The organism is Priestia sp. P1_B12_1, assembly GCF_056406695.1.
This window is the reverse complement of the sequence record NZ_JBFTZR010000014.1, coordinates 33,723-59,165: the sequence shown is the minus strand read 5'-3', so window position 1 is coordinate 59,165 and position 25,443 is coordinate 33,723. Positions and strand designations below refer to the sequence as shown.

General features: G+C 39.2%; 43 protein-coding genes and 1 rRNA gene. 3 read left to right on the top strand and 41 right to left on the bottom strand.

Annotated features, from left to right (window positions below):
• A 16S ribosomal RNA gene (locus AC1D0Y_RS25750) occupies positions 1 to 63 on the bottom strand; the annotation flags it as partial.
• Positions 64 to 316: 253 nt separating this feature from the next.
• The gene (locus tag AC1D0Y_RS25745) at positions 317 to 517 is read right to left on the bottom strand and encodes a hypothetical protein (RefSeq protein ID WP_060747346.1); all 201 of its coding nucleotides are present in this window, start codon (positions 515 to 517) and stop codon (positions 317 to 319) included.
• 136 nt (positions 518 to 653) lie between these two features.
• Between AC1D0Y_RS25745 and pdaB the strand changes: the two genes are divergently transcribed.
• The gene (pdaB, locus tag AC1D0Y_RS25740) at positions 654 to 1,418 is read left to right on the top strand and encodes a polysaccharide deacetylase family sporulation protein PdaB (RefSeq protein WP_057242643.1); all 765 of its coding nucleotides are present in this window, start codon (positions 654 to 656) and stop codon (positions 1,416 to 1,418) included.
• A gap of 44 nt (positions 1,419 to 1,462) precedes the next feature.
• Here pdaB and AC1D0Y_RS25735 read toward each other — a convergent pair whose 3' ends face one another.
• A complete protein-coding gene (locus tag AC1D0Y_RS25735; RefSeq protein ID WP_060747345.1) occupies positions 1,463 to 2,083 on the bottom strand; it encodes a KinB-signaling pathway activation protein in 621 nt (206 codons plus the stop codon).
• A gap of 145 nt (positions 2,084 to 2,228) precedes the next feature.
• Here AC1D0Y_RS25735 and gerD point away from each other — a divergent pair, with 145 nt between their 5' ends.
• Both gerD and AC1D0Y_RS25725 read left to right on the top strand, forming a co-directional pair.
• Positions 2,229 to 2,858 carry a spore germination lipoprotein GerD gene (gene gerD / locus AC1D0Y_RS25730; protein WP_013054964.1) on the top strand — a complete coding sequence of 210 codons (630 nt, stop codon included), beginning with the start codon at positions 2,229 to 2,231 and terminating at the stop codon, positions 2,856 to 2,858.
• A gap of 187 nt (positions 2,859 to 3,045) precedes the next feature.
• On the top strand, positions 3,046 to 3,954 hold the full coding sequence (locus tag AC1D0Y_RS25725; protein ID WP_477708120.1) for a LysR family transcriptional regulator: 909 nt from the start codon (positions 3,046 to 3,048) through the stop codon (positions 3,952 to 3,954).
• Between the two features lie 38 nt (positions 3,955 to 3,992).
• Here AC1D0Y_RS25725 and AC1D0Y_RS25720 read toward each other — a convergent pair whose 3' ends face one another.
• The 38 genes from AC1D0Y_RS25720 to rplC all read right to left on the bottom strand — a co-directional run bounded on the left by AC1D0Y_RS25720 (position 3,993) and on the right by rplC (position 25,405).
• A complete protein-coding gene (locus AC1D0Y_RS25720) occupies positions 3,993 to 5,066 on the bottom strand; it encodes an Mrp/NBP35 family ATP-binding protein (RefSeq protein WP_060747344.1) in 1,074 nt (357 codons plus the stop codon).
• Positions 5,067 to 5,156: 90 nt separating this feature from the next.
• The gene (gene cwlD, locus AC1D0Y_RS25715; RefSeq protein ID WP_060747343.1) at positions 5,157 to 5,864 is read right to left on the bottom strand and encodes an N-acetylmuramoyl-L-alanine amidase CwlD; all 708 of its coding nucleotides are present in this window, start codon (positions 5,862 to 5,864) and stop codon (positions 5,157 to 5,159) included.
• 70 nt (positions 5,865 to 5,934) lie between these two features.
• Entirely contained in the window at positions 5,935 to 6,357 is a 423-nt protein-coding gene (locus AC1D0Y_RS25710) for a DUF2521 family protein (protein WP_013054960.1), read from the bottom strand.
• A gap of 111 nt (positions 6,358 to 6,468) precedes the next feature.
• Complete coding sequence (gene rpsI, locus AC1D0Y_RS25705) at positions 6,469 to 6,861, bottom strand: 30S ribosomal protein S9 (RefSeq protein ID WP_013054959.1); 393 nt, start codon at positions 6,859 to 6,861, stop codon at positions 6,469 to 6,471.
• A gap of 22 nt (positions 6,862 to 6,883) precedes the next feature.
• Entirely contained in the window at positions 6,884 to 7,321 is a 438-nt protein-coding gene (gene rplM / locus AC1D0Y_RS25700; RefSeq protein WP_013054958.1) for a 50S ribosomal protein L13, read from the bottom strand.
• 156 nt (positions 7,322 to 7,477) lie between these two features.
• On the bottom strand, positions 7,478 to 8,218 hold the full coding sequence (truA, locus tag AC1D0Y_RS25695) for a tRNA pseudouridine(38-40) synthase TruA (protein ID WP_013054957.1): 741 nt from the start codon (positions 8,216 to 8,218) through the stop codon (positions 7,478 to 7,480).
• Positions 8,219 to 8,236: 18 nt separating this feature from the next.
• Positions 8,237 to 9,034: an energy-coupling factor transporter transmembrane component T family protein gene (locus AC1D0Y_RS25690; protein WP_060747342.1), complete on the bottom strand. Its 798-nt coding sequence runs from the start codon at positions 9,032 to 9,034 to the stop codon at positions 8,237 to 8,239.
• A complete protein-coding gene (locus tag AC1D0Y_RS25685) occupies positions 9,031 to 9,900 on the bottom strand; it encodes an energy-coupling factor ABC transporter ATP-binding protein (protein WP_028410398.1) in 870 nt (289 codons plus the stop codon). Before AC1D0Y_RS25685 ends, AC1D0Y_RS25690 begins: the two co-directional genes overlap by 4 nt.
• The gene (locus AC1D0Y_RS25680) at positions 9,876 to 10,715 is read right to left on the bottom strand and encodes an energy-coupling factor ABC transporter ATP-binding protein (protein WP_028410399.1); all 840 of its coding nucleotides are present in this window, start codon (positions 10,713 to 10,715) and stop codon (positions 9,876 to 9,878) included. Before AC1D0Y_RS25680 ends, AC1D0Y_RS25685 begins: the two co-directional genes overlap by 25 nt.
• Positions 10,716 to 10,853: 138 nt before the next feature.
• Entirely contained in the window at positions 10,854 to 11,216 is a 363-nt protein-coding gene (gene rplQ, locus AC1D0Y_RS25675) for a 50S ribosomal protein L17 (RefSeq protein ID WP_013054953.1), read from the bottom strand.
• A gap of 44 nt (positions 11,217 to 11,260) precedes the next feature.
• Positions 11,261 to 12,205, bottom strand: coding sequence for a DNA-directed RNA polymerase subunit alpha (locus AC1D0Y_RS25670; RefSeq protein WP_013054952.1), 945 nt, complete (start codon positions 12,203 to 12,205; stop codon positions 11,261 to 11,263).
• A 180-nt stretch (positions 12,206 to 12,385) separates the two neighbouring features.
• Positions 12,386 to 12,775, bottom strand: coding sequence for a 30S ribosomal protein S11 (rpsK, locus tag AC1D0Y_RS25665; protein ID WP_013054951.1), 390 nt, complete (start codon positions 12,773 to 12,775; stop codon positions 12,386 to 12,388).
• 23 nt (positions 12,776 to 12,798) lie between these two features.
• Positions 12,799 to 13,164: a 30S ribosomal protein S13 gene (gene rpsM, locus AC1D0Y_RS25660; protein WP_013054950.1), complete on the bottom strand. Its 366-nt coding sequence runs from the start codon at positions 13,162 to 13,164 to the stop codon at positions 12,799 to 12,801.
• Between the two features lie 24 nt (positions 13,165 to 13,188).
• Positions 13,189 to 13,302: a 50S ribosomal protein L36 gene (gene rpmJ, locus AC1D0Y_RS25655; protein WP_003156543.1), complete on the bottom strand. Its 114-nt coding sequence runs from the start codon at positions 13,300 to 13,302 to the stop codon at positions 13,189 to 13,191.
• A 37-nt stretch (positions 13,303 to 13,339) separates the two neighbouring features.
• A complete protein-coding gene (infA, locus tag AC1D0Y_RS25650) occupies positions 13,340 to 13,558 on the bottom strand; it encodes a translation initiation factor IF-1 (RefSeq protein ID WP_010285101.1) in 219 nt (72 codons plus the stop codon).
• Between the two features lie 235 nt (positions 13,559 to 13,793).
• The gene (gene map, locus AC1D0Y_RS25645) at positions 13,794 to 14,540 is read right to left on the bottom strand and encodes a type I methionyl aminopeptidase (protein WP_014462024.1); all 747 of its coding nucleotides are present in this window, start codon (positions 14,538 to 14,540) and stop codon (positions 13,794 to 13,796) included.
• Positions 14,537 to 15,190 carry an adenylate kinase gene (locus tag AC1D0Y_RS25640; RefSeq protein ID WP_013054948.1) on the bottom strand — a complete coding sequence of 218 codons (654 nt, stop codon included), beginning with the start codon at positions 15,188 to 15,190 and terminating at the stop codon, positions 14,537 to 14,539. The genes map and AC1D0Y_RS25640 overlap by 4 nt, the downstream gene beginning before the upstream one ends.
• 66 nt (positions 15,191 to 15,256) lie before the next feature.
• Positions 15,257 to 16,549, bottom strand: a complete 1,293-nt coding sequence (gene secY, locus AC1D0Y_RS25635) for a preprotein translocase subunit SecY (protein WP_013054947.1) — start codon at positions 16,547 to 16,549, stop codon at positions 15,257 to 15,259.
• A complete protein-coding gene (rplO, locus tag AC1D0Y_RS25630; protein WP_013054946.1) occupies positions 16,549 to 16,989 on the bottom strand; it encodes a 50S ribosomal protein L15 in 441 nt (146 codons plus the stop codon). Before rplO ends, secY begins: the two co-directional genes overlap by 1 nt.
• Before the next feature lie 33 nt (positions 16,990 to 17,022).
• Complete coding sequence (rpmD, locus tag AC1D0Y_RS25625; RefSeq protein ID WP_013054945.1) at positions 17,023 to 17,205, bottom strand: 50S ribosomal protein L30; 183 nt, start codon at positions 17,203 to 17,205, stop codon at positions 17,023 to 17,025.
• Positions 17,206 to 17,219: 14 nt separating this feature from the next.
• Complete coding sequence (gene rpsE, locus AC1D0Y_RS25620; RefSeq protein ID WP_013054944.1) at positions 17,220 to 17,720, bottom strand: 30S ribosomal protein S5; 501 nt, start codon at positions 17,718 to 17,720, stop codon at positions 17,220 to 17,222.
• Between the two features lie 20 nt (positions 17,721 to 17,740).
• The gene (rplR, locus tag AC1D0Y_RS25615; protein ID WP_013054943.1) at positions 17,741 to 18,103 is read right to left on the bottom strand and encodes a 50S ribosomal protein L18; all 363 of its coding nucleotides are present in this window, start codon (positions 18,101 to 18,103) and stop codon (positions 17,741 to 17,743) included.
• 32 nt (positions 18,104 to 18,135) lie between these two features.
• Entirely contained in the window at positions 18,136 to 18,675 is a 540-nt protein-coding gene (rplF, locus tag AC1D0Y_RS25610; protein ID WP_013054942.1) for a 50S ribosomal protein L6, read from the bottom strand.
• A 30-nt stretch (positions 18,676 to 18,705) separates the two neighbouring features.
• Positions 18,706 to 19,104 carry a 30S ribosomal protein S8 gene (gene rpsH / locus AC1D0Y_RS25605; protein WP_028410368.1) on the bottom strand — a complete coding sequence of 133 codons (399 nt, stop codon included), beginning with the start codon at positions 19,102 to 19,104 and terminating at the stop codon, positions 18,706 to 18,708.
• 30 nt (positions 19,105 to 19,134) lie between these two features.
• Positions 19,135 to 19,320: a type Z 30S ribosomal protein S14 gene (locus AC1D0Y_RS25600; protein WP_013054940.1), complete on the bottom strand. Its 186-nt coding sequence runs from the start codon at positions 19,318 to 19,320 to the stop codon at positions 19,135 to 19,137.
• Between the two features lie 33 nt (positions 19,321 to 19,353).
• Positions 19,354 to 19,893 (bottom strand): 50S ribosomal protein L5, encoded by a 540-nt coding sequence (gene rplE, locus AC1D0Y_RS25595; protein ID WP_013054939.1) that lies wholly within the window; start codon positions 19,891 to 19,893, stop codon positions 19,354 to 19,356.
• A gap of 31 nt (positions 19,894 to 19,924) precedes the next feature.
• On the bottom strand, positions 19,925 to 20,236 hold the full coding sequence (rplX, locus tag AC1D0Y_RS25590) for a 50S ribosomal protein L24 (RefSeq protein WP_013054938.1): 312 nt from the start codon (positions 20,234 to 20,236) through the stop codon (positions 19,925 to 19,927).
• 49 nt (positions 20,237 to 20,285) lie between these two features.
• Positions 20,286 to 20,654 (bottom strand): 50S ribosomal protein L14, encoded by a 369-nt coding sequence (gene rplN / locus AC1D0Y_RS25585; protein WP_013054937.1) that lies wholly within the window; start codon positions 20,652 to 20,654, stop codon positions 20,286 to 20,288.
• Positions 20,655 to 20,705: 51 nt separating this feature from the next.
• On the bottom strand, positions 20,706 to 20,969 hold the full coding sequence (rpsQ, locus tag AC1D0Y_RS25580; RefSeq protein WP_013054936.1) for a 30S ribosomal protein S17: 264 nt from the start codon (positions 20,967 to 20,969) through the stop codon (positions 20,706 to 20,708).
• Between the two features lie 25 nt (positions 20,970 to 20,994).
• A complete protein-coding gene (gene rpmC / locus AC1D0Y_RS25575; protein ID WP_013054935.1) occupies positions 20,995 to 21,195 on the bottom strand; it encodes a 50S ribosomal protein L29 in 201 nt (66 codons plus the stop codon).
• Entirely contained in the window at positions 21,185 to 21,619 is a 435-nt protein-coding gene (gene rplP / locus AC1D0Y_RS25570; protein ID WP_060747341.1) for a 50S ribosomal protein L16, read from the bottom strand. The genes rpmC and rplP overlap by 11 nt, the downstream gene beginning before the upstream one ends.
• A gap of 2 nt (positions 21,620 to 21,621) precedes the next feature.
• The gene (rpsC, locus tag AC1D0Y_RS25565; protein WP_013054933.1) at positions 21,622 to 22,278 is read right to left on the bottom strand and encodes a 30S ribosomal protein S3; all 657 of its coding nucleotides are present in this window, start codon (positions 22,276 to 22,278) and stop codon (positions 21,622 to 21,624) included.
• 3 nt (positions 22,279 to 22,281) lie between these two features.
• A complete protein-coding gene (rplV, locus tag AC1D0Y_RS25560; RefSeq protein WP_013054932.1) occupies positions 22,282 to 22,623 on the bottom strand; it encodes a 50S ribosomal protein L22 in 342 nt (113 codons plus the stop codon).
• A gap of 19 nt (positions 22,624 to 22,642) precedes the next feature.
• Complete coding sequence (rpsS, locus tag AC1D0Y_RS25555; RefSeq protein ID WP_013054931.1) at positions 22,643 to 22,921, bottom strand: 30S ribosomal protein S19; 279 nt, start codon at positions 22,919 to 22,921, stop codon at positions 22,643 to 22,645.
• 57 nt (positions 22,922 to 22,978) lie between these two features.
• Positions 22,979 to 23,809 (bottom strand): 50S ribosomal protein L2, encoded by an 831-nt coding sequence (gene rplB, locus AC1D0Y_RS25550; RefSeq protein ID WP_013054930.1) that lies wholly within the window; start codon positions 23,807 to 23,809, stop codon positions 22,979 to 22,981.
• 27 nt (positions 23,810 to 23,836) lie between these two features.
• Positions 23,837 to 24,124: a 50S ribosomal protein L23 gene (gene rplW, locus AC1D0Y_RS25545; RefSeq protein ID WP_013054929.1), complete on the bottom strand. Its 288-nt coding sequence runs from the start codon at positions 24,122 to 24,124 to the stop codon at positions 23,837 to 23,839.
• Positions 24,124 to 24,747 carry a 50S ribosomal protein L4 gene (gene rplD / locus AC1D0Y_RS25540; protein ID WP_013054928.1) on the bottom strand — a complete coding sequence of 208 codons (624 nt, stop codon included), beginning with the start codon at positions 24,745 to 24,747 and terminating at the stop codon, positions 24,124 to 24,126. The genes rplW and rplD overlap by 1 nt, the downstream gene beginning before the upstream one ends.
• A 28-nt stretch (positions 24,748 to 24,775) precedes the next feature.
• Positions 24,776 to 25,405 carry a 50S ribosomal protein L3 gene (gene rplC / locus AC1D0Y_RS25535; RefSeq protein ID WP_013054927.1) on the bottom strand — a complete coding sequence of 210 codons (630 nt, stop codon included), beginning with the start codon at positions 25,403 to 25,405 and terminating at the stop codon, positions 24,776 to 24,778.
• Positions 25,406 to 25,443 lie beyond the last annotated feature (38 nt).

The following is a 25,443-nucleotide window of genomic DNA, read 5'->3' as shown; positions in this document are numbered from 1 at the left end:
GACTTGCATGTATTAGGCACGCCGCCAGCGTTCATCCTGAGCCAGGATCAAACTCTCCGAAGAAATGTTTGACTTGCTCAATTAAAAAATAAAATTTAACGTTGACGTTTGTCGCTTTGTTCAGTTTTCAAAGTTCAACCGCCGCTCTTGAGCGACTTTTTTATATTAACAAGTTGTCTTTCATTTGTCAACAACTTTTTAATATTTTATTTCTGATGAATTGCGATTGTTTTTCAATCACTCATCAGCGACATTTAATAATTTAACATCTGTACTATATAAAGTCAACACTTTTCGAAAAGTTTTTTTCGTTTTATCAAAAAACCTTATTTACTTCCCTGTTTTCACTGAACCTTAGCAAGATCTTTGAAAGGATTTGATACTTCTCTTGAATGTTTCGTTCAAGAACTACATGATTCAAACTTTGTTGCAAAGCAACGTTTGTTCTTTTCATTTCTGCTCTAAGTAGTGCTTCTAACTCTAAACACTCCACTTGATTAAATAAACAAATTTTCATTGATTCACCTGCTTTTTGCGACATTGATTCTCAAAACATCAAAATAAAATCAGTCGTTCTTTTCCTTACCTGTTATTAATTGTAGACAAAACGCATACAAATTAGACAAGTACTACTTATTAAATGAGGTGACAAAATGAATATGTTTTATACTATTCGAGCCAAAAGAATCAAACAAACAATGCTTATCGTAGTTGCTGCTTTTTTTACAAGCTTTTTTCTTTATGCTCAACAGACGTTTCACTTTCCTGTGTTTTCAACAGATAATGGTCCACGAGCTGTTTATAAGGCGGATGATAAAAATCCCGAAGTCGCTCTTACATTTAACATCAGCTGGGGAGACGAAAGAGCTATTCCTATTCTAAATGAACTGAAAAAACAGCATATTGAACATGCTACTTTCTTTTTATCTGCTTCATGGGCTGAACGTCATCCAGATGTTGTAGAGCGCATAAAAAAAGAAGGCCACGAAATTGGCACAATGGGCTATGATTATACTTCCTATACAAGCCTAAAACCTAATGAAATTAGACAAGATCTTGCAAAATCAAAGAAAGTCTTTGATTCCCTAGGACTTAAAGATGTTCACCTTCTTCGGCCTCCTAACGGGCAATTTAATAAAGACATCTTAAAATTAACAGCGGATATAGGATATACAACCGTGCACTGGAGCATCGACTCTAAAGACTGGACAAATCCAGGAGTTGAAAAGATTGTATCGAATGTCACAAAACCCTTAGATGGGGGAGATATTATCTTGCTGCATGCGTCTGACTCCGCTCAACAAACAGCAAAGGCTATTCCATATATCAAGAATTCATTACAAAATAAAAAAGTCTCAAACGTAAGTGTTTCAACATTAATTTCAAATTCAAAAACCCAAGTAAAAGATATCCGCTAAGATCTATTCCCACTGTATATGGAAAGCAAAAGCAGACAAATATGCTATTTGTCTGCTTTTGCTATTCTTTCGTGCGTAAGAAGTTTCGGCAAAATAAGAAGTTGATACATATTACAAATTAGAAGTGGAAACACCATAAGGTAAAGCCAGCTTTCTTCGTTCGTTCGCAGCGCAGGGAACCATTCAATTGTCGTTACAACAATCATAAAAAACAGCGCTGGTACAAAAGCTTCTTTATTCGTCTGCTTTTTCTTTGCATACGCCACTAACAACCCTACCGCTAACAAGAAAACGCTTAACAAAATATACTTGCCTATGCCTTCTCCCGGTTGTTGAAAGAACTTATATCGAAAATAAGCAACGTCAAATAATACAAATAAAACAAATACAATTTGAACCGATTTCCAAAGTGATGCAGATTTAAAAATTCCCAACCCAAATCGGTGAATAGTTAAATATGCAAAAAACCCCATCTGACTAATTAAACTAAAAATAAACCCTACGCCTACGAGCCATGTTAAAACAGCAACAATTTCTCCTATCTTTCCTTGTTGAAATAAGTGACTGTATTCCCCCCAGCGCACCGCAAACCCAACAAAAGCTGTACTTATCCCCCCGACAGCTAACGTGGTTAGAAATAGACGAACCCAATTTCGACTATTCACTTCCATCTCCCCCATAAGTTACAAAATTGTACCTTTTCATAAATTGTACCAATCACGTTTTGAAAAATCTAGAGCTCTTTTATGAATAAAAAACCTTGATTATCTCATATTAAGCGTAAGCATATTAGGAAAGGAGCTCATTACTATGAAAAAGCGACTCATGCTCCTCATTTATATAGGAATGTGTATGCTTTTAGCTACAGCCTGTGCACCGCAAGATGAAGAGAACAATGGTATGGATTATGATCAAACAAAGAAAATGGTTGTTGATATTTTAAAAACAGATGAAGGAAAAAAAGCAGTCGAGGCAATTATGAAAGACCCTTCTGTTAGACAAGATATTTTAATGGATCAAAACGCGATAAAAGATACAATTTCTCAAACCCTAGTCTCAGATAAAGGCGTGGAATTTTGGAAAAAAGCCATGGATGATCCGAAGTTTGCTGAAAGTTTTGCTAAAAGTTTGGAAAAAGAAAATAAGACGGTCATCAAACAACTGATGAAAGATCCTGAATATCAAGGAATGCTTCAAGATGTTTTAAAGGATCCGGCTATGGAAAAAGAAGTACTGACTGTTTTAAAGAGTAAAGAATATCGCACTTATTTACAAAAGATTATGACCGAAACGTTTGATAGCCCTCTTTATCAATCTAAAATTCAAGACATTCTTTTGAAAGCCGCTGAAGAAACACAAGGTGGACAAAAACAAAGCAGCGACGATGGTGGTTCTTCTTCCTCTGGATCTGATTCAGGCGGAGAACAGCAACAGCAGTGATTAAATACGCATCTCATATGAGGTGCGTATTTAATTATGTCATTTATTTTTATTAAAAAACCTAAATAACTTCTTTATATTTTTTAATACTTAGTATTTTTATTGGAATTGTAAACTTTAATTCTTAGCTTTATGGTAAAATATTAGAAATTAACACAATCGTTTTATAGCAAAAGGAGGGAATTCGATGGAATTTCGCGTTATTAAAACGTTTCAAACCATTGTTCGTTTAGGAAGCTTTCAATTAGCCGCTGAATATTTAAAGTACTCTCAGCCTACCATTACACTGCACATTCAAAAGTTAGAATCCGAACTAGGATTTAAGCTTTTAGAACGAGGAAAAAGCATAAAACTTACTGAAGCAGGTAAAATCTTTTACGAGCGGGCAAATATTTTACTAAAGGAATATGAATATCTAAATAACACCTTAAAGGATTATTCAACAGGCGAAGCTGGCACTATCCGTATAGGTGCTGCAGAGCCTACAGCAAGCAGTCGACTGCCTTCCATTCTCTCATTATTTAAAAAAAGATATCCCAACACAGAAATTAGCTTACTCGTTACAGACGAAAAGCATCTTCATCAACATATACGCAATCAAGAAATTGATTTCGCGATTGGCACTGTCTCAGAATCGTTCAGAGATATAGAATTTGAGGCATTACTAACGGAAAAACTTGTGCTGCTACTACCATTCAATCATGCTCTAACAAAAAGAAAAACAATCTTTGCAAAAGATTTAATACACGAAACGCTGATTACAGCTGGGCAATCTTCCGTTCAAAAGAAAATTGAGCAGCTAATCTTTGAACGAACGGGCCAACTGCCTGCTAAAGTCCAGTTAGGCACTATTAGCACACTTCAGCATTTTGTAAAAGAAAACTTAGGAGTAGCCGTTGTTCCACAAATAAGCGCAACTCTTCCGCCAGATCAAGTGGTGGTTAAAACGATTCATGACTTGCATGAGGGGCCTGCAATCGGCATTTTAAAGCACCAGTCTCACACCGTAAGTACAGCCGGAAAAACATTTTTAGCTCTCTTAAAACAAAACCTAGCATTTGATTTAAAAAAGGCGCAAATTGAACTCTCTGTATAATAGCAAAAAGCACGCGCTGTTCGAGCGCGTGCTTTTTGCTATTTTCCTGTTGCTGCTTTTTCATTTTCGCAAATAAATGCAATCTTGCTTGCAATCTCTCCATATATTTTACCTAAACGATGCGATTCATCGTAAATGGAAGGTGCAAAATCTTCTTCATTCCAGTCAGGCTGACTTAACGGAAGCTGTCCTAACAGCTCTGTCTGAAGTTCCTCAGCGAGTTTTGGACCTCCGCCTTTACCAAATACATACTCTTTTTCCCCTGTTAGCTGGCTTTCAAAGTAGGCCATATTTTCTACAACTCCGATTACCTCATGATCGGTTTTCAAAGCCATAGCACCCGCTCTAGCTGCAACAAATGCCGCTGTAGGATGTGGTGTTGTAATAATTACTTCTTTACAAGCAGGAAGCATGGAGTGAACGTCTAATGCGACATCACCTGTTCCGGGAGGTAAGTCTAGTAAAAGATAATCTAATTCTCCCCATTCAACTTCTGTAAAAAAGCTCGTCAACATTTTTCCAAGCATAGGTCCTCGCCAGATAACAGGTGAATTATCTTCTACAAAGAAGCCCATGGAAATAACTTTTACTCCGAAACGGTCAACTGGAATAATCTTTTCACCTTCTACTACAGGACGCTGTGTGATTCCCATCATATCTGGGACGCTGAATCCATAAATGTCAGCATCAATTAAACCAACTTTCTTTCCTAAACGAGCTAGAGAAACGGCCAAATTAACAGAGACTGTTGATTTACCAACGCCTCCTTTACCGCTGGCAATAGCAATAAATTCAGGTGCATTGGGACTAGTTAGTAAGTTGCCAGTATTCGGTTGCTCAGCGCGGTACTGCTGAAGTTCTTCAGGCGTAAACTCAACAAATCGCAGTCCAACCGAATGTACACCTGCTTTTTTTAATTCTTCTACAATCGTGCCTTGAAGGCTCAGCTGTTCACTAGTACCTGTTTTTGCAACAGCAATCTTCAGGCTTATATGCTGTTTTTCAGCTTTAATTGTTATTTCTTTAATCGCATCTGTTTCTGATAGTTTTTTATTTAAAAATGGATCTGTAATTTCCCCTACTACTTCTTTTACTTGCTTTTCCGTTAGCATACTCCCACCACCATGTTAAAATCTATTTATTTATACTATCAAGTATATCATACATATTAGATTTTTCTGAATAGAAGGATGCTATGCTTTTTATTTGGGCTTTTCTCCAGTAAAATACCGGCTGACTCCTTCATAAATGGATTCAGCTAACTTTTTTTGATAGCGTTTCGATTGAAGCATTTTACGTTCTGTAGGATTTGATAAGAATCCTACTTCAACCAAAGCACCTGGTGGCTTAGAATGCTTAAGAAGGTAAAGAGTTTGAATAGCTTTTGCTTCACGACTCGTATTATCCAGATTATTTCTTAGCTCTTGTTGAATGAGTTTAGCCACTTGCTCGTTTTCTTTTAGGGACCCGTAATAGAAAGTTTGAGCCCCTCTCCATGCAGAGGATGGAATAGCATTCAAGTGAATACTTAAGTACAAATCAGCATTGGATTTATTAATCATCGTTAAGCGATTTTTTAAGTCTTCTACTTTTCTGCGACTGTATCCTCTTGTGTCTTTGGCCGCTAGGTCTTCGTCTTTTTCTCTCGTCATTATAACAAGTGCCCCTTGCTCTTGCAGATAGTCCCGAAGCATTAACGAAATTTTAAGAGTTATTTCTTTTTCAAGCACTTCATCCTCTCCTACGGCTCCTCCATCAACACCGCCATGTCCAGGATCTAGTACAATAACTTTCCCGCTAAGAGGAAGTGAAAGCGAACCGGATGATGTTCTATGATCTATCTGATATTGTACAATGACATAAAGAACGAGAAGCGCTATAATTGTGCTCATTATTTTTACTTTAGACATTTTATCCCTTCCCTTCTTGCCTCACCTATTTATTTCTATATGGGACAAGAACGGGAATTATGAGTACTTTTTAATGCAAACGTAACCGACGTCTTTTTTCTGCGGTTCGATAACCTTCTTTCCACCAGTCTTGCACATATCCTTGACACAAATAATACAGACCATCTTGATAAAGATCTGTTACAGACATGCTGACGGCTCCGTACAATGTATCAATTAAAAGAGACTCTTCTTGCTTACTGTGCTTCTGAAAATCTTCGTAGCCTTTACCACGTTTACTCACCCGGGCACCTAATAAAAATGATTCGATGGCAATATCAAGACAGTACTCCTCCACATGTTCGTCTCCTAGCATATTCCACTGAAACATGGGATGAAAATAACGGCGCAGCCTCTCTTGAAGCAAATCAAAGGACAGCTCCCTTAGGACTTTGCGTTCATATTTCATTTCTTTTTCATAACGTTTTTCTTTTAAATATGTAACCTCGTTCACGATAACGCCTCCCTTTTTTACATATTGTCTGCACAAGCCTTCGTCTCATACGCAAACAACAAATAAAAAAAGCCTTGGTCCAAAGACCAAGGCTTGAAACGTAATATAAAATTAACGTTTTGAGAATTGTGGTGCACGACGAGCGCCTTTAAGACCGTATTTTTTACGTTCTTTCGCACGAGCGTCACGAGTTAATAGACCAGCACGTTTTAATGTTCCACGGTATTCAGGGTCTGCTTCTAATAAAGCACGAGAGATTCCGTGACGAATAGCGCCAGCTTGACCTGCATAACCTCCACCATTAACGTTTACAAATACGTCATAGTTACCTACAGTTTCAGTTAAAGCAAGTGGTTGTTTTACTACTTCACGTAGTGCAGCAAATGGAATGTATTCTTCGATTTCACGACCGTTGATTGTTACGCGACCGTTACCTGGTACTAAACGTACACGAGCAACAGAGCTTTTACGACGACCAGTTCCGTAATATTGTACCTGTGCCAAGATAATAACCTCCTCTTATTAATTATCCGCGAAGTTCGTAAACTTCTGGTTTTTGTGCTTCATGTGGATGTGTTTCACCAGCATACACATGTAATTTTTTGAACATTTGACGGCCTAGGCTACCTTTTGGAAGCATGCCTTTGATTCCTAATTCAAGCATTTTCTCAGAGTAGTTAGTACGCATTTCTAATGCTGTACGTTGTTTCAAACCACCTGGGTGCATGCTGTGACGGTAATAAATTTTATCAGTTAATTTTTTACCTGTTAGTTCGATTTTTGACGCATTGATAAGGATCACGTGATCACCAGTATCAACATGTGGTGTAAAAGTTGGTTTATGTTTACCGCGTAAGATTGATGCTACTTCACTTGCTAAACGACCTAAAGTTTTACCTTCAGCATCGACAACATACCATTTACGCTCTACTTCGTTTGCTTTCGCCATGAAAGTTGTACGCATGAGTTTCCCTCCTAATTTTCATCATCAATTATAAAATTATTTCAACCTTCTATTTCAACACGATTAATTTCCGGGGCTAACCGTGGGGTTAAAATACATACCATATGATATATTATATCTTTAAGCTACTAATGTCAAGAAAATGTTACACCAGGTTTAGTTGTCATAGAAAACGCGCCATAAATATAGCCCTTGCGAAGGCGCAGTTTTCCCTGCACGAGGACGTGATTTGCTTTCTAGAATATCTTTTATAGCATCTGGTTCAATACGGCCTTGTCCTACTTCTAAAAGCGTTCCAACAAGAATACGAACCATATTATACAGAAAGCCACTTCCAACGAATCTAAACACAAGCTGACTATTCTCTTCATACATATCAATCTTGTAAATCGTACGAATCTTATCTTCCACTTCTGTCCTCGCTGAACAAAAGCTTGTGAAGTCGTGTGTACCGAGTAAATATGTGATGGCTTTTTTCATTTTTGAGTAGTCTAATGGATAAGGGTAATGGTATGCATAAGAACGAGTGAAAGGATTTCGATCTTCGCCGCGCAAAATATGATAGCGGTACTCTTTTGAAGTAACGTCATACCGGGCGTGAAAATGTGCATCAACTTCACATACATTCTTCATTACAATATCATCTGGTAGCATTGAATTCAATGCTTTTTTCCACTTATCACATGGAATATTTAGGTTTGTATCAAAATGAATGACTTGCCCCTGTGCATGAACATTTGTGTCCGTTCGTCCAGAGGCGTAAATCGGAACTTTTTTGTTATGCATTTTCTCTAAAACGGCTTCAATCTCCAGTTGAACAGTTCGCTTATTGGGCTGAACTTGATAACCTGAAAAGTGTGTGCCGTCGTATGCAACTATACATTTTAAACGTTTCATCTTTTCACCAAACAATCTTTACGTTCTAATCAGCACTAAAACAACTGCTACTAGCAGCAGAAGTAAAAGCATAATTGTATCTATGCTTCCCCATTTCAATTGACGATACTTTGTACGCCCTTCTCCGCCTTTATAACCCCTTGCCTCCATGGCAATAGCCAGCTCTTCAGCACGCTTAAATGAACCTATAAATAGAGGAACAAGCAAAGGAACCACAGCTTTCAAACGATCCGCAATGGGGCCGCTGCTAAAGTCCACTCCTCGTGCTGTCTGCGCTTTAATAATTTTATCTGTCTCTTCCATCAATGTAGGAATAAAGCGAAGAGAAATGGACATCATTAAAGCTAATTCGTGTACAGGAAGCTTGAGCTTTTTAAATGGATTCAGCAAGCTTTCCATTCCATCTGTTACTTCAATAGGCGTAGTCGTTAAAGTTAGCATCGTCGTAATTAAAATTAAGAACAAGAAGCGCAAGGAAATTAAAACACCTTGAATAAGGCCGCCTTTATAGACAGAAAACCATCCCCATTCAAACAAAAGAGGACCTTCCTTTGTCATAAAAATGTGCAAAAGAAACGTGATGATAATAATAAACATAACGGGCTTTAACCCTCTTAAAATAAACGAAACGGGCACTTTACTCATGGCCACTATCATAAGGGTATACACACCTAAAAAAGCATAGCCGATAGGGTTATTTGCTAAAAACACAATTAATACATACGCAAATACAAGAAGCAGCTTGGCTCGGGGATCCATTCGATGGACAACAGAATGACCCGGCACATACTTACCAATAATGATTGAGTTCATCATAATCGTTCACCTTGCTGCATAAGGTGCTCCACTTTCTCTACCACTTCAGAAAAGGTAATAACCGTATCCGATGCTTCAAGCTGAAATTTCTCTTGCAGCTTCAGCATAAAGCGAAGTGATTCTGGAACATCCAATCCATATTCTTTTAGCTGCGTATGCTGACCAAATACTTCTCTAGGTGATCCTTTCATCGCAATCGTTCCCTTATTCATCACAATTAGTTCATCTGCGTACATAGCTGCATCTTCCATGCTGTGAGTCACGAGAATCGTCGTCAAGCCTTTTTCTTTATGAAGATGATAAATCATATTCATAATTTCTTGACGCCCTCTAGGGTCCAATCCAGCAGTTGGTTCATCTAAAATTAGCACACTAGGATTCATCGCTAGAATACCTGCTATCGCTACACGACGCATTTGTCCACCACTCAAATCAAAAGGAGATCTGGTGAGAATGTCTTCTGGCAACCCTACTAACTTGATAAGCTCTCTTGCTTTTTGCTTTGCTTCTTCTTCCGAAACGCCATAATTCATTGGCCCAAAAGCTATATCTTTTTCCACCGTTTCTTCAAAAAGCTGATGTTCTGGAAATTGAAACACCACGCCTACTTGCTGACGAATAGCTTTTAAATTCTTTTCTTTTCGATTGGCTTTAATGGTGCGCTCACCGATTTGAATTTCACCAGCAGTTGGTTTCAATAAGGCGTTCAGATGCTGTATGATTGTTGATTTCCCAGAACCAGTATGGCCAATAACAGCCAAAAATGTACCTGATTGAATGTTTAAATTTAAGTCATGTAGAGCAATTCGTTCAAATGGTGTATTAACTTGATAACGATGCTCTACTTCTTTGAATATAATGTCCATAGTTCGTCCACCAAGTCCTCATCTGTTAAATGAATTTTTGATAAAGGAATTCCTACGGAAGCAAAACGATGGCTTAGTTTAACGGAAAACGGCAAGTCTAGTCCAATATCCGTTAACTTGGAACCTAATGCAAATACTTCGCGTGGAGTACCTGTTGCATAGATCTTCCCTTTGTTCATCACAACGACTCTGTCAGCCATTGCTACTTCATCTAAATCGTGAGTAATTGAAATAACCGTCAGTTGTTTTTCTTCTTTTAATTTTCTAACAGTTTCAAGCACTTCAGTTCGCCCAATAGGATCTAACATAGATGTTGCTTCATCTAGAATGATGACAGATGGCTGTACGGCAATTATACCCGCAATGGCCACACGCTGTTTTTGTCCACCTGATAGCTGATGAGGCTCTTGATCCAGAAAAGCACTCATATTGACCATGTCGATTGCTTCAGGTATACGTTTTTCCATAATCTCAAATGGAATCCCGTTATTTTCAAGCCCAAACGCAATATCGTCTTGAACGGTTGAGCCAACAAATTGATTATCTGGATTTTGAAACACCATTCCAATCTGCTTGCGCACATCCCATATTGTTTCTTCAGATAAAAGCGTATCGCCCACTCGAACCGTTCCTTTTTCAGGTAGCAAAAGGCCGTTTAGAATTCGTGCCAGCGTCGACTTACCAGATCCATTATGTCCAGCAATCGCTAACCATTCACCTTTATAAGCAGAGAGAGAAAGGTGATCTAATGTTAGGTCTGCTTCAGGATCGTATCGAAAGCATAAATCTTTTACCTCTAAAGACATTTCTTTCAACGCTATCTTCCTCTCAGCTTTTTCTATTGCAGCATTGCCTACATTGATTTTTTACGCTATTTACCCGGTTTTAGGTATAAAAAAAGGGCAACGACTAGTTACACACTGTCTCGCCCTTTTCTATCTGTATTAAAAATATTAAACTAATTCAATGATAACCATTGGAGCACCGTCACCACGGCGAGGTCCAACTTTTAAGATACGAGTGTAACCGCCTTGGCGATCTTCGTAGCGAGTAGCGATATCGCTGAATAGTTTTTGTAAAGCGCTTTGACCAGCTTCTTCGTTAGCTACTTCATTACGGATGTAAGATGCAGCTTGACGACGAGCGTGTAGATCTCCACGTTTACCTAAAGTAATCATTTTTTCAACAGTTGAACGTAATTCTTTTGCACGAGCTTCAGTTGTCTCAATGCGTTCACTGATGATTAAATCAGTTGTTAAATCACGAAGAAGCGCCTTGCGTTGTGCGCTTGTACGACCTAATTTACGGTAAGACATGTGAGGTCCCCTCCTTTGTTAAGTAGTTAAACAGGTAGATATAATCAGTCGTCCTTACGTAGACCCAAACCTAATTCTTCAAGTTTAGCTTTAACTTCTTCTAAAGATTTACGGCCTAAGTTACGAACTTTCATCATATCTTCTTCTGTTTTATTAGCAAGCTCTTGTACAGTATTGATGCCTGCTCGTTTTAAGCAGTTGTAAGAACGAACAGATAAATCCAGTTCCTCGATCGTCATCTCTAGAACTTTTTCTTTCTGATCTTCTTCTTTTTCTACCATGATCTCTGCTTTTTGAGCTTCATCTGTTAAGTTAACGAAGATATTTAAGTGTTCAGTTAGAATCTTTGCACCTAAAGCAACAGCTTTTTCTGGCTCGATGCTACCGTCAGTCCAAACATCCAACGTTAACTTATCGTAATTTGTCATTTGACCAACACGAGTATTCTCTACATAATACGATACGCGAGTAACAGGCGTATAGATTGAATCAATTGGAAGTACACCAATTGGTTGGTCTTCACGCTTGTTAGCATCGGCAGGATTATAACCTCGACCTGTGCGAGCAGTAAGTCTCATACGGAAATGAGCATCTGACTCAAGTGTTGCAATATGAAGATCTGGATTTAGAACTTCGATATCACTGTCTGCTTGAATGTCAGCAGCCGTTACTGTACCAGGACCTTTAACATCGATCTCAAGTGTTTTCTCTTCATCAGAGTAAATCTTTAACGCTAACTTTTTAACGTTTAAAATGATGTTTGTTACATCTTCAACAACTCCAGGAACTGTTGAAAATTCATGTAATACACCTTCAATTTGAATAGATGTTACAGCTGCACCAGGGAGTGAGGATAATAGGATACGACGTAAGGAGTTACCCAAAGTAGTACCATATCCACGCTCAAGTGGTTCGACGACGAATTTACCGTACTTTCTATCATCGCTGATTTCTACCGTTTCGATTTTTGGCTTTTCAATCTCTATCAATATAAACCCTCCTTCAAAACGTCGAAACCTCGGCTAGACGGCTGATTTCTCAAATGCCTAACCGAAATTCCCTATTAGACAGTTCCCGAATGTGCACAACAAATGGAAAACATTTCGTTGCATGAATAAATTCTACACCATCATCATTATAGACAACGAAATAGAATCTATACATATTAATTATACACGACGACGTTTTGGTGGGCGGCATCCGTTGTGAGGTACAGGAGTAACATCTTTAATAGCTGTTACTTCTAAACCTGCAGCTTGAAGAGCACGGATAGCTGCTTCACGACCAGCACCAGGGCCTTTAACTGTAACTTCAAGAGTTTTCATTCCGTTATCCATAGAAACTTTAGCAGCAGTTTCAGCAGCCATTTGCGCAGCAAATGGAGTAGATTTACGAGAACCTCTGAAGCCAAGTGCGCCTGCACTAGACCAAGCAATCGCATTACCGTGAACATCTGTAATTGTTACAATAGTGTTGTTAAACGTTGAGCGAATATGAGCTACACCAGCTTCAATATTCTTTTTCACGCGACGTTTACGTGTATTAGTTTTACGTGCCATCTGTTAATGACCTCCCTTACTAATTATTTCTTCTTGTTCGCTACAGTACGGCGTGGGCCTTTACGTGTACGAGCATTGTTTTTACTGTTTTGACCACGAACTGGTAAACTACGACGGTGGCGGATACCACGGTATGAACCAATCTCAATTAAACGTTTGATGTTTAAAGAAACTTCACGACGAAGATCGCCTTCTACTTTATAGCTATCTAAAATATCACGAATTTTACCTAATTCTTCTTCTGTTAAGTCACGAACGCGAGTATCTTCAGAAACTCCAGCTTCAGCTAGAACTTTTTCAGCAGTTGGACGACCAATACCGAAAATGTATGTTAATGAAATTACTACACGCTTGTCACGAGGAATATCAACACCAGCAATACGTGCCATATGAATAGTGCACCTCCTTATTGATTAACCTTGTTTTTGTTTATGCTTAGGGTTTTCACAAATTACCATTACTTTACCTTTTCTACGGATAACTTTACATTTTTCGCAGATTGGTTTAACTGATGGTCTGACTTTCATGTTTCATACCTCCTTGATAGTACGGAGTGCATAGGTTTTATTTGAAACGGTACGTAATTCTACCGCGAGTTAAATCGTATGGTGACAATTCTACAGTTACTTTATCACCAGGTAAGATTCGAATGAAATGCATGCGAATTTTTCCTGATACGTGAGCAAGTACTGTATGACCATTTTCTAATTCTACCTTGAACATAGCGTTAGGTAAAGTCTCAGCAACTGTACCTTCAACTTCAATTACATCGTCTTTTGCCATTAAAGTGCTCTCCTTTCTTTGAAACAGTAACAAGCTATCATTAAACGACTTAAAAAGAACCTGTTCTGAACATCCGGAGATCGTAATCATTAAATTCAAGATGATTGACGCTAATATACATCTTTACCATTTTAACAGCAATTCAGACGAAAAACGATCATCGTGAATTTAGATAATTACTGTTTACTGTCCAGTGCATCTAGCGAGGAATGGATAGAGATAACATCCTTTAACATTACAATGCTGTCAGAATTTCATATCCCGTCTCAGTAATTGCAATAGTATGTTCGAAGTGCGCACACATTTTACCATCTACTGTGACAACTGTCCAGTTATCAGGTAATGTCTTTACATATCGCATACCAGCATTCACCATTGGCTCAACTGCCAATACCATGCCTGGACGTAGACGCGGTCCTTTATTCGGTGGACCATAATGAGGTACTTGCGGATCTTCATGTAAGTCTTTGCCGACCCCATGGCCAACATATTCTCTTACAATCGAAAAGTTACGTGATTCTGCGTACTGTTGAATAGCATGTGAAATATTCGACAAACGCTCGCCCGGCTTAGCTTCTGCTAATCCCTTGTAGAGAGATTGCTCAGTCACATCAAGCAGCTCTTGATTTTCTAATGAAATCTTTCCTACTCCATATGTCCAAGCTGAATCACCGTGATAGCCACCGAATTTAGCTCCGATGTCTAAACTGATGATATCCCCTTCATTAAGCTTGCGTTCACCCGGAATACCATGAACTAATTCTTCATTCACAGAAGCACATACACTGCCGCGAAAACCATTATACCCTTTAAAAGACGGAATTGCATCATGTTGACGAATAAAATTTTCAGCAATTGCATCCAATTCTATAGTCGTAATACCTGGAGCGATATGCTTTTTTAACTCTTGATGAGTTAAAGCCACGATTCGTCCAGCTTCACGCATGACCTCAATTTCCTCTGGTGTCTTGCAAATGATCATTGCTTAACCCCAGCAAGTAATTGACGAACATCCTCAAACACAATGTTAATATCTTGATTACCATTAATATTGCGTAGATAACCTTTTTCTTGATAGAAATCAAGTAGAGGTTGAGATTGTTTAACATTAACTGAAAGTCTAGTTGAAACCGTCTCAGCATTGTCATCTGCACGTTGATAAAGCTCTCCGCCACATTTGTCACAAACTCCTTCTTTCGCAGGAGGATTGAATACTAAGTGGTAAGTAGCTCCGCAATCTTTACAAATGCGGCGTCCAGTAAGACGCTCCATTAAAATGCTTTGATCTACATCAATATTAATCACATAATCAATTTGCTTGTTTAGTTCTTTTGTAATTGTTTCAAGAGCTTCTGCTTGGGCTACTGTTCTCGGGAAGCCATCAAGTAAAAAGCCGTTTTCACAATCTTGTTTGTTTAAACGCTCGCGCACAATTCCAATTGTTACTTCATCAGGAACAAGGTTACCTTGGTCCATAAATGATTTAGCTTTTAAACCTAGTTGCGTTCCTTCTTTAATTGCAGCTCGGAACATATCTCCTGTTGAGATATGAGGGATATCGTAATGCTCAACGATTTTTTCTGCTTGAGTACCTTTCCCAGCACCAGGAAGGCCCATTAACACTAAATTCATTTCTTGCTTCCCCCTCAGTATCTTATCCGTTTAATGGGAAAGCAGCTTGCTTCCCACTAAACAGCTTTACTTAATAAATCCCTTATAATGGCGTTTCACTAATTGACTCTCAAGCTGTTTCATTGTCTCAAGAGCTACACCGACAACAATTAACAAACTAGTACCGCCGATCTGAGCAGATGATGGTAAGTTTGCAATTTTGATGAACAGAACCGGCAACACAGCAATTAACGCAAGGAATATCGAACCGATTAATGTCAGACGATATAACACTTTCGTTAAATAAGCTTGTGTGCTTTTACCAGGACGGATGCCTGGGATGTAGCCACCTTGCTTTTTCAAGTTCTCTGCTACTTGTTCAGGGTTAACTTGAACAAATGTATAGAAGTAACAAAAAGCAATGATTAACGCTACATACACTATCATACCAATTGGCTTAGTATAGTCAAATGTATTCTGAATCCACGTCGTTACATCATTTGGACCGAAAAATGATGCAATTGTTGGTGGTGTGATAATAAATGAAACTGCAAAGATAACAGGAATAACCCCAGCAGCATTTACTTTTAACGGTAAATGAGTGGATTGACCTCCAACAGGATTACGACCAGCTGAACCCTTTGCATATTGAATAGGAATTTTTCGTAGCGCTTGTTGGAAATAAATAACCCCAACAATAATAGCTAAAACTGCAATCGCAATTAAAACTACCGTTACGATACGAATGAATAATTGATCCCCAACGTCTTCAAATTGCTGTGCATAAATTTGATTTAATGTTGTCGGAATACCAGCTGCAATCCCAGCAAAGATAATGATAGAAATACCATTACCTACGCCTTTTGCAGTAATCTGCTCTCCTAACCACATTAAGAAGGCAGTACCTGCCGTTAACACTGTAGCAATTAGAAGATACGTAGAAATTCCTGGATTAGCGATCAATTGTCCGCCCGAAATATTGTTGAATCCTATAGACATACCTAAAGCCTGGATAAATCCAAGCACAATTGTTCCATAACGAGTTACTTGAGCTAATTTACGGCGCCCAACATCTCCCTGCTTTGACCATTCTGTAAACTTAGGTACAACATCCATCTGCAATAATTGGACGATGATGGATGCTGTAATATAAGGCATAATGCCCATAGCAAGAATGGAGAAGTTTTTTAACGCGCCGCCGCCAAATGTATTCAGAACTCCGAATACATTTAACCCATCTTGCAATTTCAGTACATCCGTATTAACACTAGGTACAGGAATAAATGTACCAATTCGGAAGACAATTAACATTAACAAAGTGAAAAAGATTTTTTGTCTTATTTCACGCACGCGCATTAAATTGGAGATTGTTTGAAACATTAGATCACCTCAACTGTACCGCCAGCAGCTTCGATAGCTTCTTTAGCAGTTGAAGAGAATTTAGCAGCTTTAACAGTTAGCTTAGAGTTTAATGTACCGTTTCCTAGTACTTTAACGCCAGCTTTTGCTTTGCTTACTAAACCAGTTTCGATTAATAATTCTGGTGTTACTTCAGTTCCATCTTCAAAACGGTTAAGAGCTTCTAAATTAACGATCGCGTATTCTTTGCGATTGATATTAGTGAACCCACGTTTTGGAAGACGACGGAATAAAGGAGTTTGACCACCTTCGAAGCCAGGTCTTACGCCACCGCCAGAGCGAGCGTTTTGCCCTTTGTGACCTTTACCTGAAGTCTTTCCGTTACCTGAACCAGTACCACGACCTACACGGTTACGTACTTTACGTGAACCTTCAGCTGGTTTCAATTCATGAAGTTTCATTCCGGAGCACCTCCTTAGAGTGACAATTTATACTTATTGCTCTTTTACTGTAACAAGGTGAGCTACTTTGTTAATCATTCCGCGAATTGCAGGATTATCGTCTTGAACGACAGTTTGATTTAACTTACGTAGGCCAAGTGTACGAACAGTTACACGTTGATCTTCTGGACGACCAATTACGCTACGAGTAAGGGTAATTGCTAGTTTGTTTGCCATTCCATATCCCTCCCTTATCCTAACAGTTCTTCTACAGTCTTGCCACGTAGTTTTGCAACATCTTCAGCACGTTTTAGGTTAGCTAAACCGTTAAGAGTTGCACGTACCATGTTGATTGGAGTGTTTGAACCTAAAGATTTAGATAGAATATCACTTACTCCACCCAATTCTAGTACCGCACGAACTGGGCCACCAGCGATAACTCCTGTACCTTCAGAAGCAGGTTTTAAGAAAATTTGACCTGCACCAAATTGTCCAAGGATTTCGTGTGGAATAGTTGTACCAACCATAGGTACAGTAATTAAGTTTTTCTTCGCATCTTCAATTGCTTTACGGATTGCATCTGGTACCTCTTGTGCTTTACCAGTACCGAATCCAACGTGACCGTTTTTGTCACCAACTACAACTAATGCAGCGAAGCGGAAACGACGTCCACCTTTCACAACTTTAGCTACGCGGTTAACGGTAACAACACGTTCTTCAAGCTCTAATTTATTTGGATCAATACGACGCATGATTTTCCCTCCTTTTACAATTAGAATTGTAATCCAGCTTCACGAGCAGCGTCAGCTAATGCTTTAACACGGCCATGATATAAATAACCGCCACGGTCGAATACTACTTCGTTTACACCTTTTTCTACTGCGCGTTTAGCGACTAATTCGCCAACTTTGATAGCAGCTTCAGTGTTACCAGTGCTTTCTAAAGTCAGGTCTTTATCTAACGTTGAAGCACTTGCGATTGTTACTGAATTTAAATCGTCGATAACTTGTGCGTAAATATGTTGATTAGAACGGAACACGTTTAAACGCGGACGAGTTGCAGTTCCAGATAACTTCGCACGAACACGAGCATGTCTTTTTTTACGAACTTTGTTTTTATCAAGCTTCGTGATCATTTCGGGCACTCCTTTCTTTTACCTAACCGGCATTACTTCTTAGCAGTTTTACCTTCTTTACGACGTACATATTCGCCTTCGTAACGAATACCTTTACCTTTGTAAGGCTCTGGTGGACGAACGTCACGAATATTTGCAGCTAATGCACCTACGCGTTCTTTATCAATACCTTTAATAACGATCTTAGTTTGAGAAGGAACTTCGATTTCGATTCCTGTTTCAGGAGTAATCTCAACTGGGTGAGAGTATCCAACGCTCAATACTAATTTGCTACCAGATTTTTGTGCACGGTAACCTACACCGACTAATTCTAAACCACGTTCGAATCCTTTAGTAACACCTTCAACCATGTTACCTAAAAGGCTACGAGTAGTTCCGTGAAGAGCGCGGTGCTCTTTATTGTCACTAGGACGATTAACAACTAATACGTTGTCTTCAACTTTAATTTCGATTTCAGGGTGGAATGTACGAGTTAATTCACCCTTTGGTCCTTTTACAGTTACAGTGTTGCTCTCGTTCGTAACTGTAACACCTGCTGGAAGTTCTAAAGGCTTTTTACCAACACGTGACATAGTTACACCTCCATTCACATTTAAAACTTATTACCAAACGTACGCTAATACTTCTCCACCAGCTTGCTTTTGACGAGCTTCTTTGTCAGTTAAAACACCTTGAGAAGTAGAAACGATTGCGATACCTAAACCGTTAAGTACACGTGGTACTTCGTTATTTTTTGCATAAACACGTAGACCAGGTTTACTGATACGTTTTAAGCCTGTAATTACACGTTCGTTATTTGAACCGTATTTTAAGAAGATACGGATAATACCTTGTTTGTTGTCTTCGATGTATTCTACATCACGTACGAAACCCTCACGCTTAAGGATTTCTGCAATTTGCTTCTTAATGTTAGAAGCAGGAACTTCAATTTTCTCATGACGAACCATGTTCGCATTGCGGATACGAGTTAGTAAATCTGCAATAGGATCAGTCATTACCATATTAATTTACCTCCTTCCCAAACTTGGGTTTTACCAACTAGCTTTTTTAACACCAGGAATTTGACCTTTATAAGCAAGCTCACGGAAACAAATACGGCAAAGCTTGAATTTACGTAGTACTGAGTGTGGACGTCCACAACGTTCGCAACGTGTATACTCTTGTACTTGGAATTTTTGCTGGCGTTTTTGCTTCGCAATCATTGATTTTTTAGCCACATTTTCGCCTCCTCTGCTTAACGTTGGCAGTTATTACTTCTGGAATGGCATACCGAACTGAGTTAAAAGCTCACGAGCTTCTTCATCAGTGTTTGCTGTTGTAACAATAACGATATCCATACCACGAACTTTAGTTACTTTATCATAATCGATCTCTGGGAAGATCAATTGTTCTTTAACACCTAACGTGTAGTTTCCACGACCATCAAATGCTTTTTTAGATACACCACGGAAATCACGCACACGTGGAAGTGATACTGATACTAATTTATCGAAGAATTCGTACATACGCTCGCCGCGTAAAGTAACTTTCGCACCGATTGGCATACCTTCACGAAGACGGAAACCAGCGATAGATTTTTTCGCACGAGTTACAACAGGTTTTTGACCAGTGATTTCAGCTAGTTCTTCAACAGCGTTATCTAAAGCTTTTGAGTTAGAAACAGCATCACCGATACCCATGTTGATTACGATCTTGTCGATTTTTGGCACTTGCATTACAGATTCATAATTAAACTTGCTAACTAGAGCAGGAGTAATCTCTTTTGTAAATTTCTCTTTAAGACGGTTCATGTGAACTAAACCTCCCTTCACATTTCATTAATTATTTATCTAAAGTTTCACCAGATTTTTTTGCTACACGTACCTTTTTGCCATCGATAACTTGGTACCCAACACGAGTTGGCTCACCAGATTTAGGATCCAACGGCATTACGTTTGATACGTGGATAGGTGCCTCTTGGCTAACGATTCCACCTTGTGGATTTACTTGAGAAGGTTTAGAGTGTTTTTTAACAACGTTCACGCCTTCAACAAGTACACGGTCTTTCTTTGGGAAAGCTGCAAGTACTTCACCTTGCTTACCTTTGTCTTTACCAGAGATAACCACTACTTTGTCGCCCTTTTTAACATGCATCCTATTCGCACCTCCTTAAAAGGCATTTTGTATTTGTTCTATATATCAATTAGATAACTTCTGGAGCCAATGATACGATCTTCATGAAGTTGTTATCACGTAATTCACGAGCAACTGGTCCGAAGATACGAGTACCACGTGGTCCTTTGTCGTCACGGATGATTACGCAAGCATTTTCGTCGAAACGGATGTAAGAACCGTCAGTACGGCGAACACCACTTTTTGTACGTACAACAACAGCTTTAACAACGTCACCTTTTTTAACAACGCCTCCTGGTGTTGCTTGTTTCACCGTACAAACGATAACATCACCAATGTTTGCTGTCTTGCGACCTGAACCACCAAGTACTTTAATAGTAAGTACCTCACGTGCACCAGAGTTGTCTGCAACTTTTAAACGAGATTCTTGTTGAATCATGTACGAAACCTCCCTTCGGATGAATCATTCTTATCCGATCTATCTTAACTATTAGATGATAACAGCTTTTTCTACAACTTCTACTAGACGGAAACGTTTAGTAGCTGATAACGGACGAGTTTCCATGATCTTCACGATATCGCCTAGTTGAGCTGTATTGTTTTCATCGTGAGCTTTGAATTTCTTTGAGTATTTTACACGCTTGCCATAAAGCGAATGCTTTTTGTAAGTTTCAACAAGAACAGTAACAGTCTTATCCATTTTGTCAGAAACTACGCGGCCAGTGTAAACTTTACGTTGGTTGCGTTCACTCATTCTGAAAGCCTCCTCTCAGACTTAATTATTTATTAGCAGCAATCTCTCTTTCACGAACTACAGTTTTCATACGAGCGATCGATTTGCGCACTTCACGAATACGAGTAGTATTCTCTAATTGTCCAGTCGCTAATTGGAAACGAAGGTTAAACAACTCTTCTTTTAAAGCCTTAACTTTTTGTTCAATTTCAGCAGTGGTAAGGTCACGAATTTCATTAGCTTTCATTAGAATCACCACCAATTTCTTCACGTTTTACAAACTTACATTTTATAGGTAGCTTGTGTGCAGCTAAACGTAAAGCTTCACGTGCAACCTCTTCAGATACACCTGAAATTTCAAACATTACTTTTCCAGGTTTAACAACTGCTACCCAACCTTCAGGAGCACCTTTACCAGAACCCATTCGGACTTCTAGAGGCTTAGCAGTATAAGGTTTAGAAGGGAAAATTTTAATCCATACTTTACCGCCACGTTTCATGTAACGAGTCATTGCGATACGAGCAGCTTCGATTTGACGGTTTGTAATCCAAGAAGCTTCAGTAGCTTGTAAACCGAATTCACCGAAATGTACTTCCGTACCACCTTTAGCGCGTCCACGCATTTTTCCGCGATGTTCGCGACGATATTTAACGCGTTTTGGTAATAACATAATTATTTTCCTCCTTCCTCAGTTTTCTTTTTAGTAGGAAGAACCTCTCCACGATAGATCCATACTTTCACACCAAGTTTACCATAAGTAGTATCTGCTTCAGCGTGAGCATAGTCAATATCAGCGCGAAGTGTATGAAGTGGAACTGTACCTTCACTGTAATATTCAGAACGAGCAATATCAGCTCCGCCTAAACGACCAGATACCATTGTTTTGATACCTTGTGCGCCAGCACGCATGCTACGTTGGATAGCTTGCTTTTGAGCACGACGGAATGATACACGGTTCTCAAGTTGGCGAGCGATGTTTTCAGCTACTAGTTTAGCATCTAAATCTGCTCGTTTAATTTCAAGGATGTTAATGTGTACACGCTTGCCTGTTAATTGGTTAAGAGCTTTACGAAGTGATTCTACTTCAGTACCACCTTTACCAATTACCATACCAGGTTTTGCAGTGTGGATCGTTACGTTTAAGCGGTTAGCAGCGCGTTCGATTTCAACTTTAGAAACAGCTGCATCGTTTAAACGTTTAGCGATATATTCACGTACTTTTAAGTCTTCATGTAATAAGTCAGCGTAGTCTTTGCCAGCGAACCATCTTGATTCCCAATCACGGATGACACCGACGCGAAGACCGACCGGATTTACCTTTTGACCCATGAATTATCCCTCCTTCTTTTCTGATACCACGATTGTGATGTGGCTTGTGCGCTTGTTAATTTGGCTTGCACGTCCCATAGCGCGTGGACGGAAACGTTTTAAAGTTGGACCTTCGTTAACAAAAGCGTCAGTAATAACTAAATTGTTAGCGTCCATTTCATAATTGTGTTCTGCATTGGCAATAGCAGATTTTAATACTTTCTCAACGACTGGAGAAGCAGCCTTTGGCGTGTGAAGTAGCACTGCTAGCGCTTCACCCACTTGCTTACCTCGAATTAAATCTACAACTAAACGAACTTTACGAGGAGCAATACGTACTGTTCTCGCGACAGCTTTAGCTTGCATTTAAAAGCCTCCTCTCATATTAGCGTCTTGTTTTCTTATCATCACTTGCGTGACCTTTGTAAGTACGAGATGGTGCGAATTCACCAAGTTTGTGACCTACCATGTCTTCAGTAACATAAACTGGTACATGTTTACGACCGTCATATACAGCAATTGTATGACCAATGAACTGAGGGAAGATAGTTGAACGACGAGACCAAGTTTTTACTACTTGCTTGCTGTCAGTTTCGTTTAACTTCTCAATTTTGTTGATTAAATGGTCATCTACAAAAGGTCCTTTCTTTAAGCTGCGACCCATAAATGAACCTCCCTTCGTGATTGTCCTACGGTTCGTTTGAACCGTAGCTCAATCCCGTTATTTTTTACGACGACGAACGATAAATTTATCGGATTTGTTTTTCTTCTTACGAGTTTTGTAACCAAGTGTTGGTTTACCCCATGGACTCATTGGAGACTTACGTCCGATTGGAGCACGTCCTTCACCACCACCGTGTGGGTGATCGTTAGGGTTCATTACAGAACCACGTACAGTTGGACGGATACCTAACCAACGAGAACGACCGGCTTTACCGATGTTGATTAACTCGTGTTGTTCGTTACCAACTTGACCTACAGTTGCACGACAAGTTGCAAGAATCATGCGTACTTCACCAGAAGTTAAACGTACTAATACGTATTTACCTTCTTTACCAAGTACTTGAGCAGATGTACCTGCAGAACGAACTAATTGTCCACCTTTACCAGGTTTCAATTCGATGTTGTGTACTACTGTACCAACAGGAATGTTAGCTAAAGGAAGCGCGTTACCTACTTTAATGTCAGCTTCAGGACCTGACATAACTTCTAAACCTACTTTTAGGTTTTTAGGAGCAAGAATGTAACGTTTTTCACCATCAGCATAATGAATTAATGCGATGTTAGCTGAACGGTTTGGATCATATTCGATTGTAGCAACGCGTCCAGGTATTCCATCTTTATCGCGTTTAAAATCGATGATACGGTATTGACGCTTGTGCCCACCACCTTGGTGACGAACAGTCAATTTACCTTGGTTGTTACGACCACCTTTTCTCTTGACAGGTGCAAGTAACGATTTTTCTGGTTTGTCAGTAGTAATTTCAGCGAAATCAGAAACTGACATGCCACGACGACCATTTGAGGTTGGTTTATACTTTTTAATCGCCATCTCAATTTCCCTCCTTCTCTAGTAATCTTAAGCTTCGAAGAATTCGATTTCGTTGCTCTCTTGAGTTAGTGTTACTACCGCTTTACGACGACGGTTAGTAAGACCACTGTAGCGACCTACACGCTTGAATTTACCTTTGTAGTTCATGATGTTTACTTTTTCAACTTTTACGTCAAAGATTTTTTCGATAGCATCTTTAACCTCAGTTTTATTAGCTCTTACATCAACATCAAACGTATATTTTTTCTCAGCCATTAAGTCTGTTGAACGTTCTGTAATTACGGGGCGCTTAATAATATCACGAGGATCTTTCATTATGCAAGCACCTCCTCTACTTTTTCAACTGCGTCTTTAGTGATTACAAGCTTATCATGGTTCATAACGTCTAATACGCTTAAACCATTAGCTGCAACAACTGTTACACCAGGAATATTACGTGCTGAAAGTGCAACGTTTTCGTTAAGATCAGCAGTTACTACTAATGCTTTGCGTTCTACTGTTAGGTTTTTAAGAACTGCTACCATTTCTTTTGTTTTTGGAGCATCAAAAGAAAGAGCTTCAAGAACAACGATGCTGTTATCTTGAACTTTAGTTGATAATGCAGACTTAATTGCTAAACGACGAACTTTTTTAGGTAATTTGTAGCTATAGCTTCTTGGAACTGGACCAAATACTACGCCACCACCACGCCATTGTGGAGAACGGATAGATCCTTGACGAGCACGACCAGTACCTTTTTGACGCCATGGCTTACGGCCACCGCCTCTTACTTCAGAACGATTTTTAACTTTAGAAGTACCTTGACGTTGAGATGCGCGTTGCATTACGATCGCGTCGAAAAGTACTTTGTTGTTTGGTTCGATACCGAAAACGGCATCTTGAAGTTCGATTTCTCCAACGTTTTCACCGTTTTGGTTAAACAATGCTACTTTTGGCATTGGTTATTCCTCCTTTCTCGAAGAATTATTATTTAGATTTAACTGCAGATTTAACAGTAACTAGAGATTTTCTAGCTCCTGGCACGTTACCTTTTACTAATAAAAGATTGCGTTCTGCGTCAACTTTAACGATTGATAAGTTTTGCACAGTGATGCGCTCTCCACCCATGCGTCCTGGTAATAATTTACCTTTGAATACGCGGTTTGGAGCTACAGGACCCATTGAACCTGGGCGACGGTGGTAGCGAGAACCATGAGACATAGGTCCGCGAGATTGTCCGTGGCGTTTAATAGCACCTTGGAAACCTTTACCTTTTGAGATTCCTGTTACATCAATTACATCGCCTTCTGCGAAAATATCAACCTTGACTTCTTGACCAACTTCATATGCTGAAGCGTCCACACCGCGTAACTCACGGATGAAGCGCTTAGGAGCAGTATTAGCTTTAGTAGCATGTCCTTTTGCAGGTTTGTTAGATAGTTTTTCACGGATATCTTCGAAACCTAATTGGATTGCTTCGTAACCGTCTGTCTCAGCGTTTTTAACTTGAAGAACTACGTTAGCAGAAGCTTCAATTACTGTTACTGGGATCAAGTCACCATTTTCAGCAAATACTTGAGTCATACCGATCTTTCTTCCTAAGATTCCTTTGGCCATTAGTCACACCTCCTAAGTATCTTTTCATTCTTTATTTT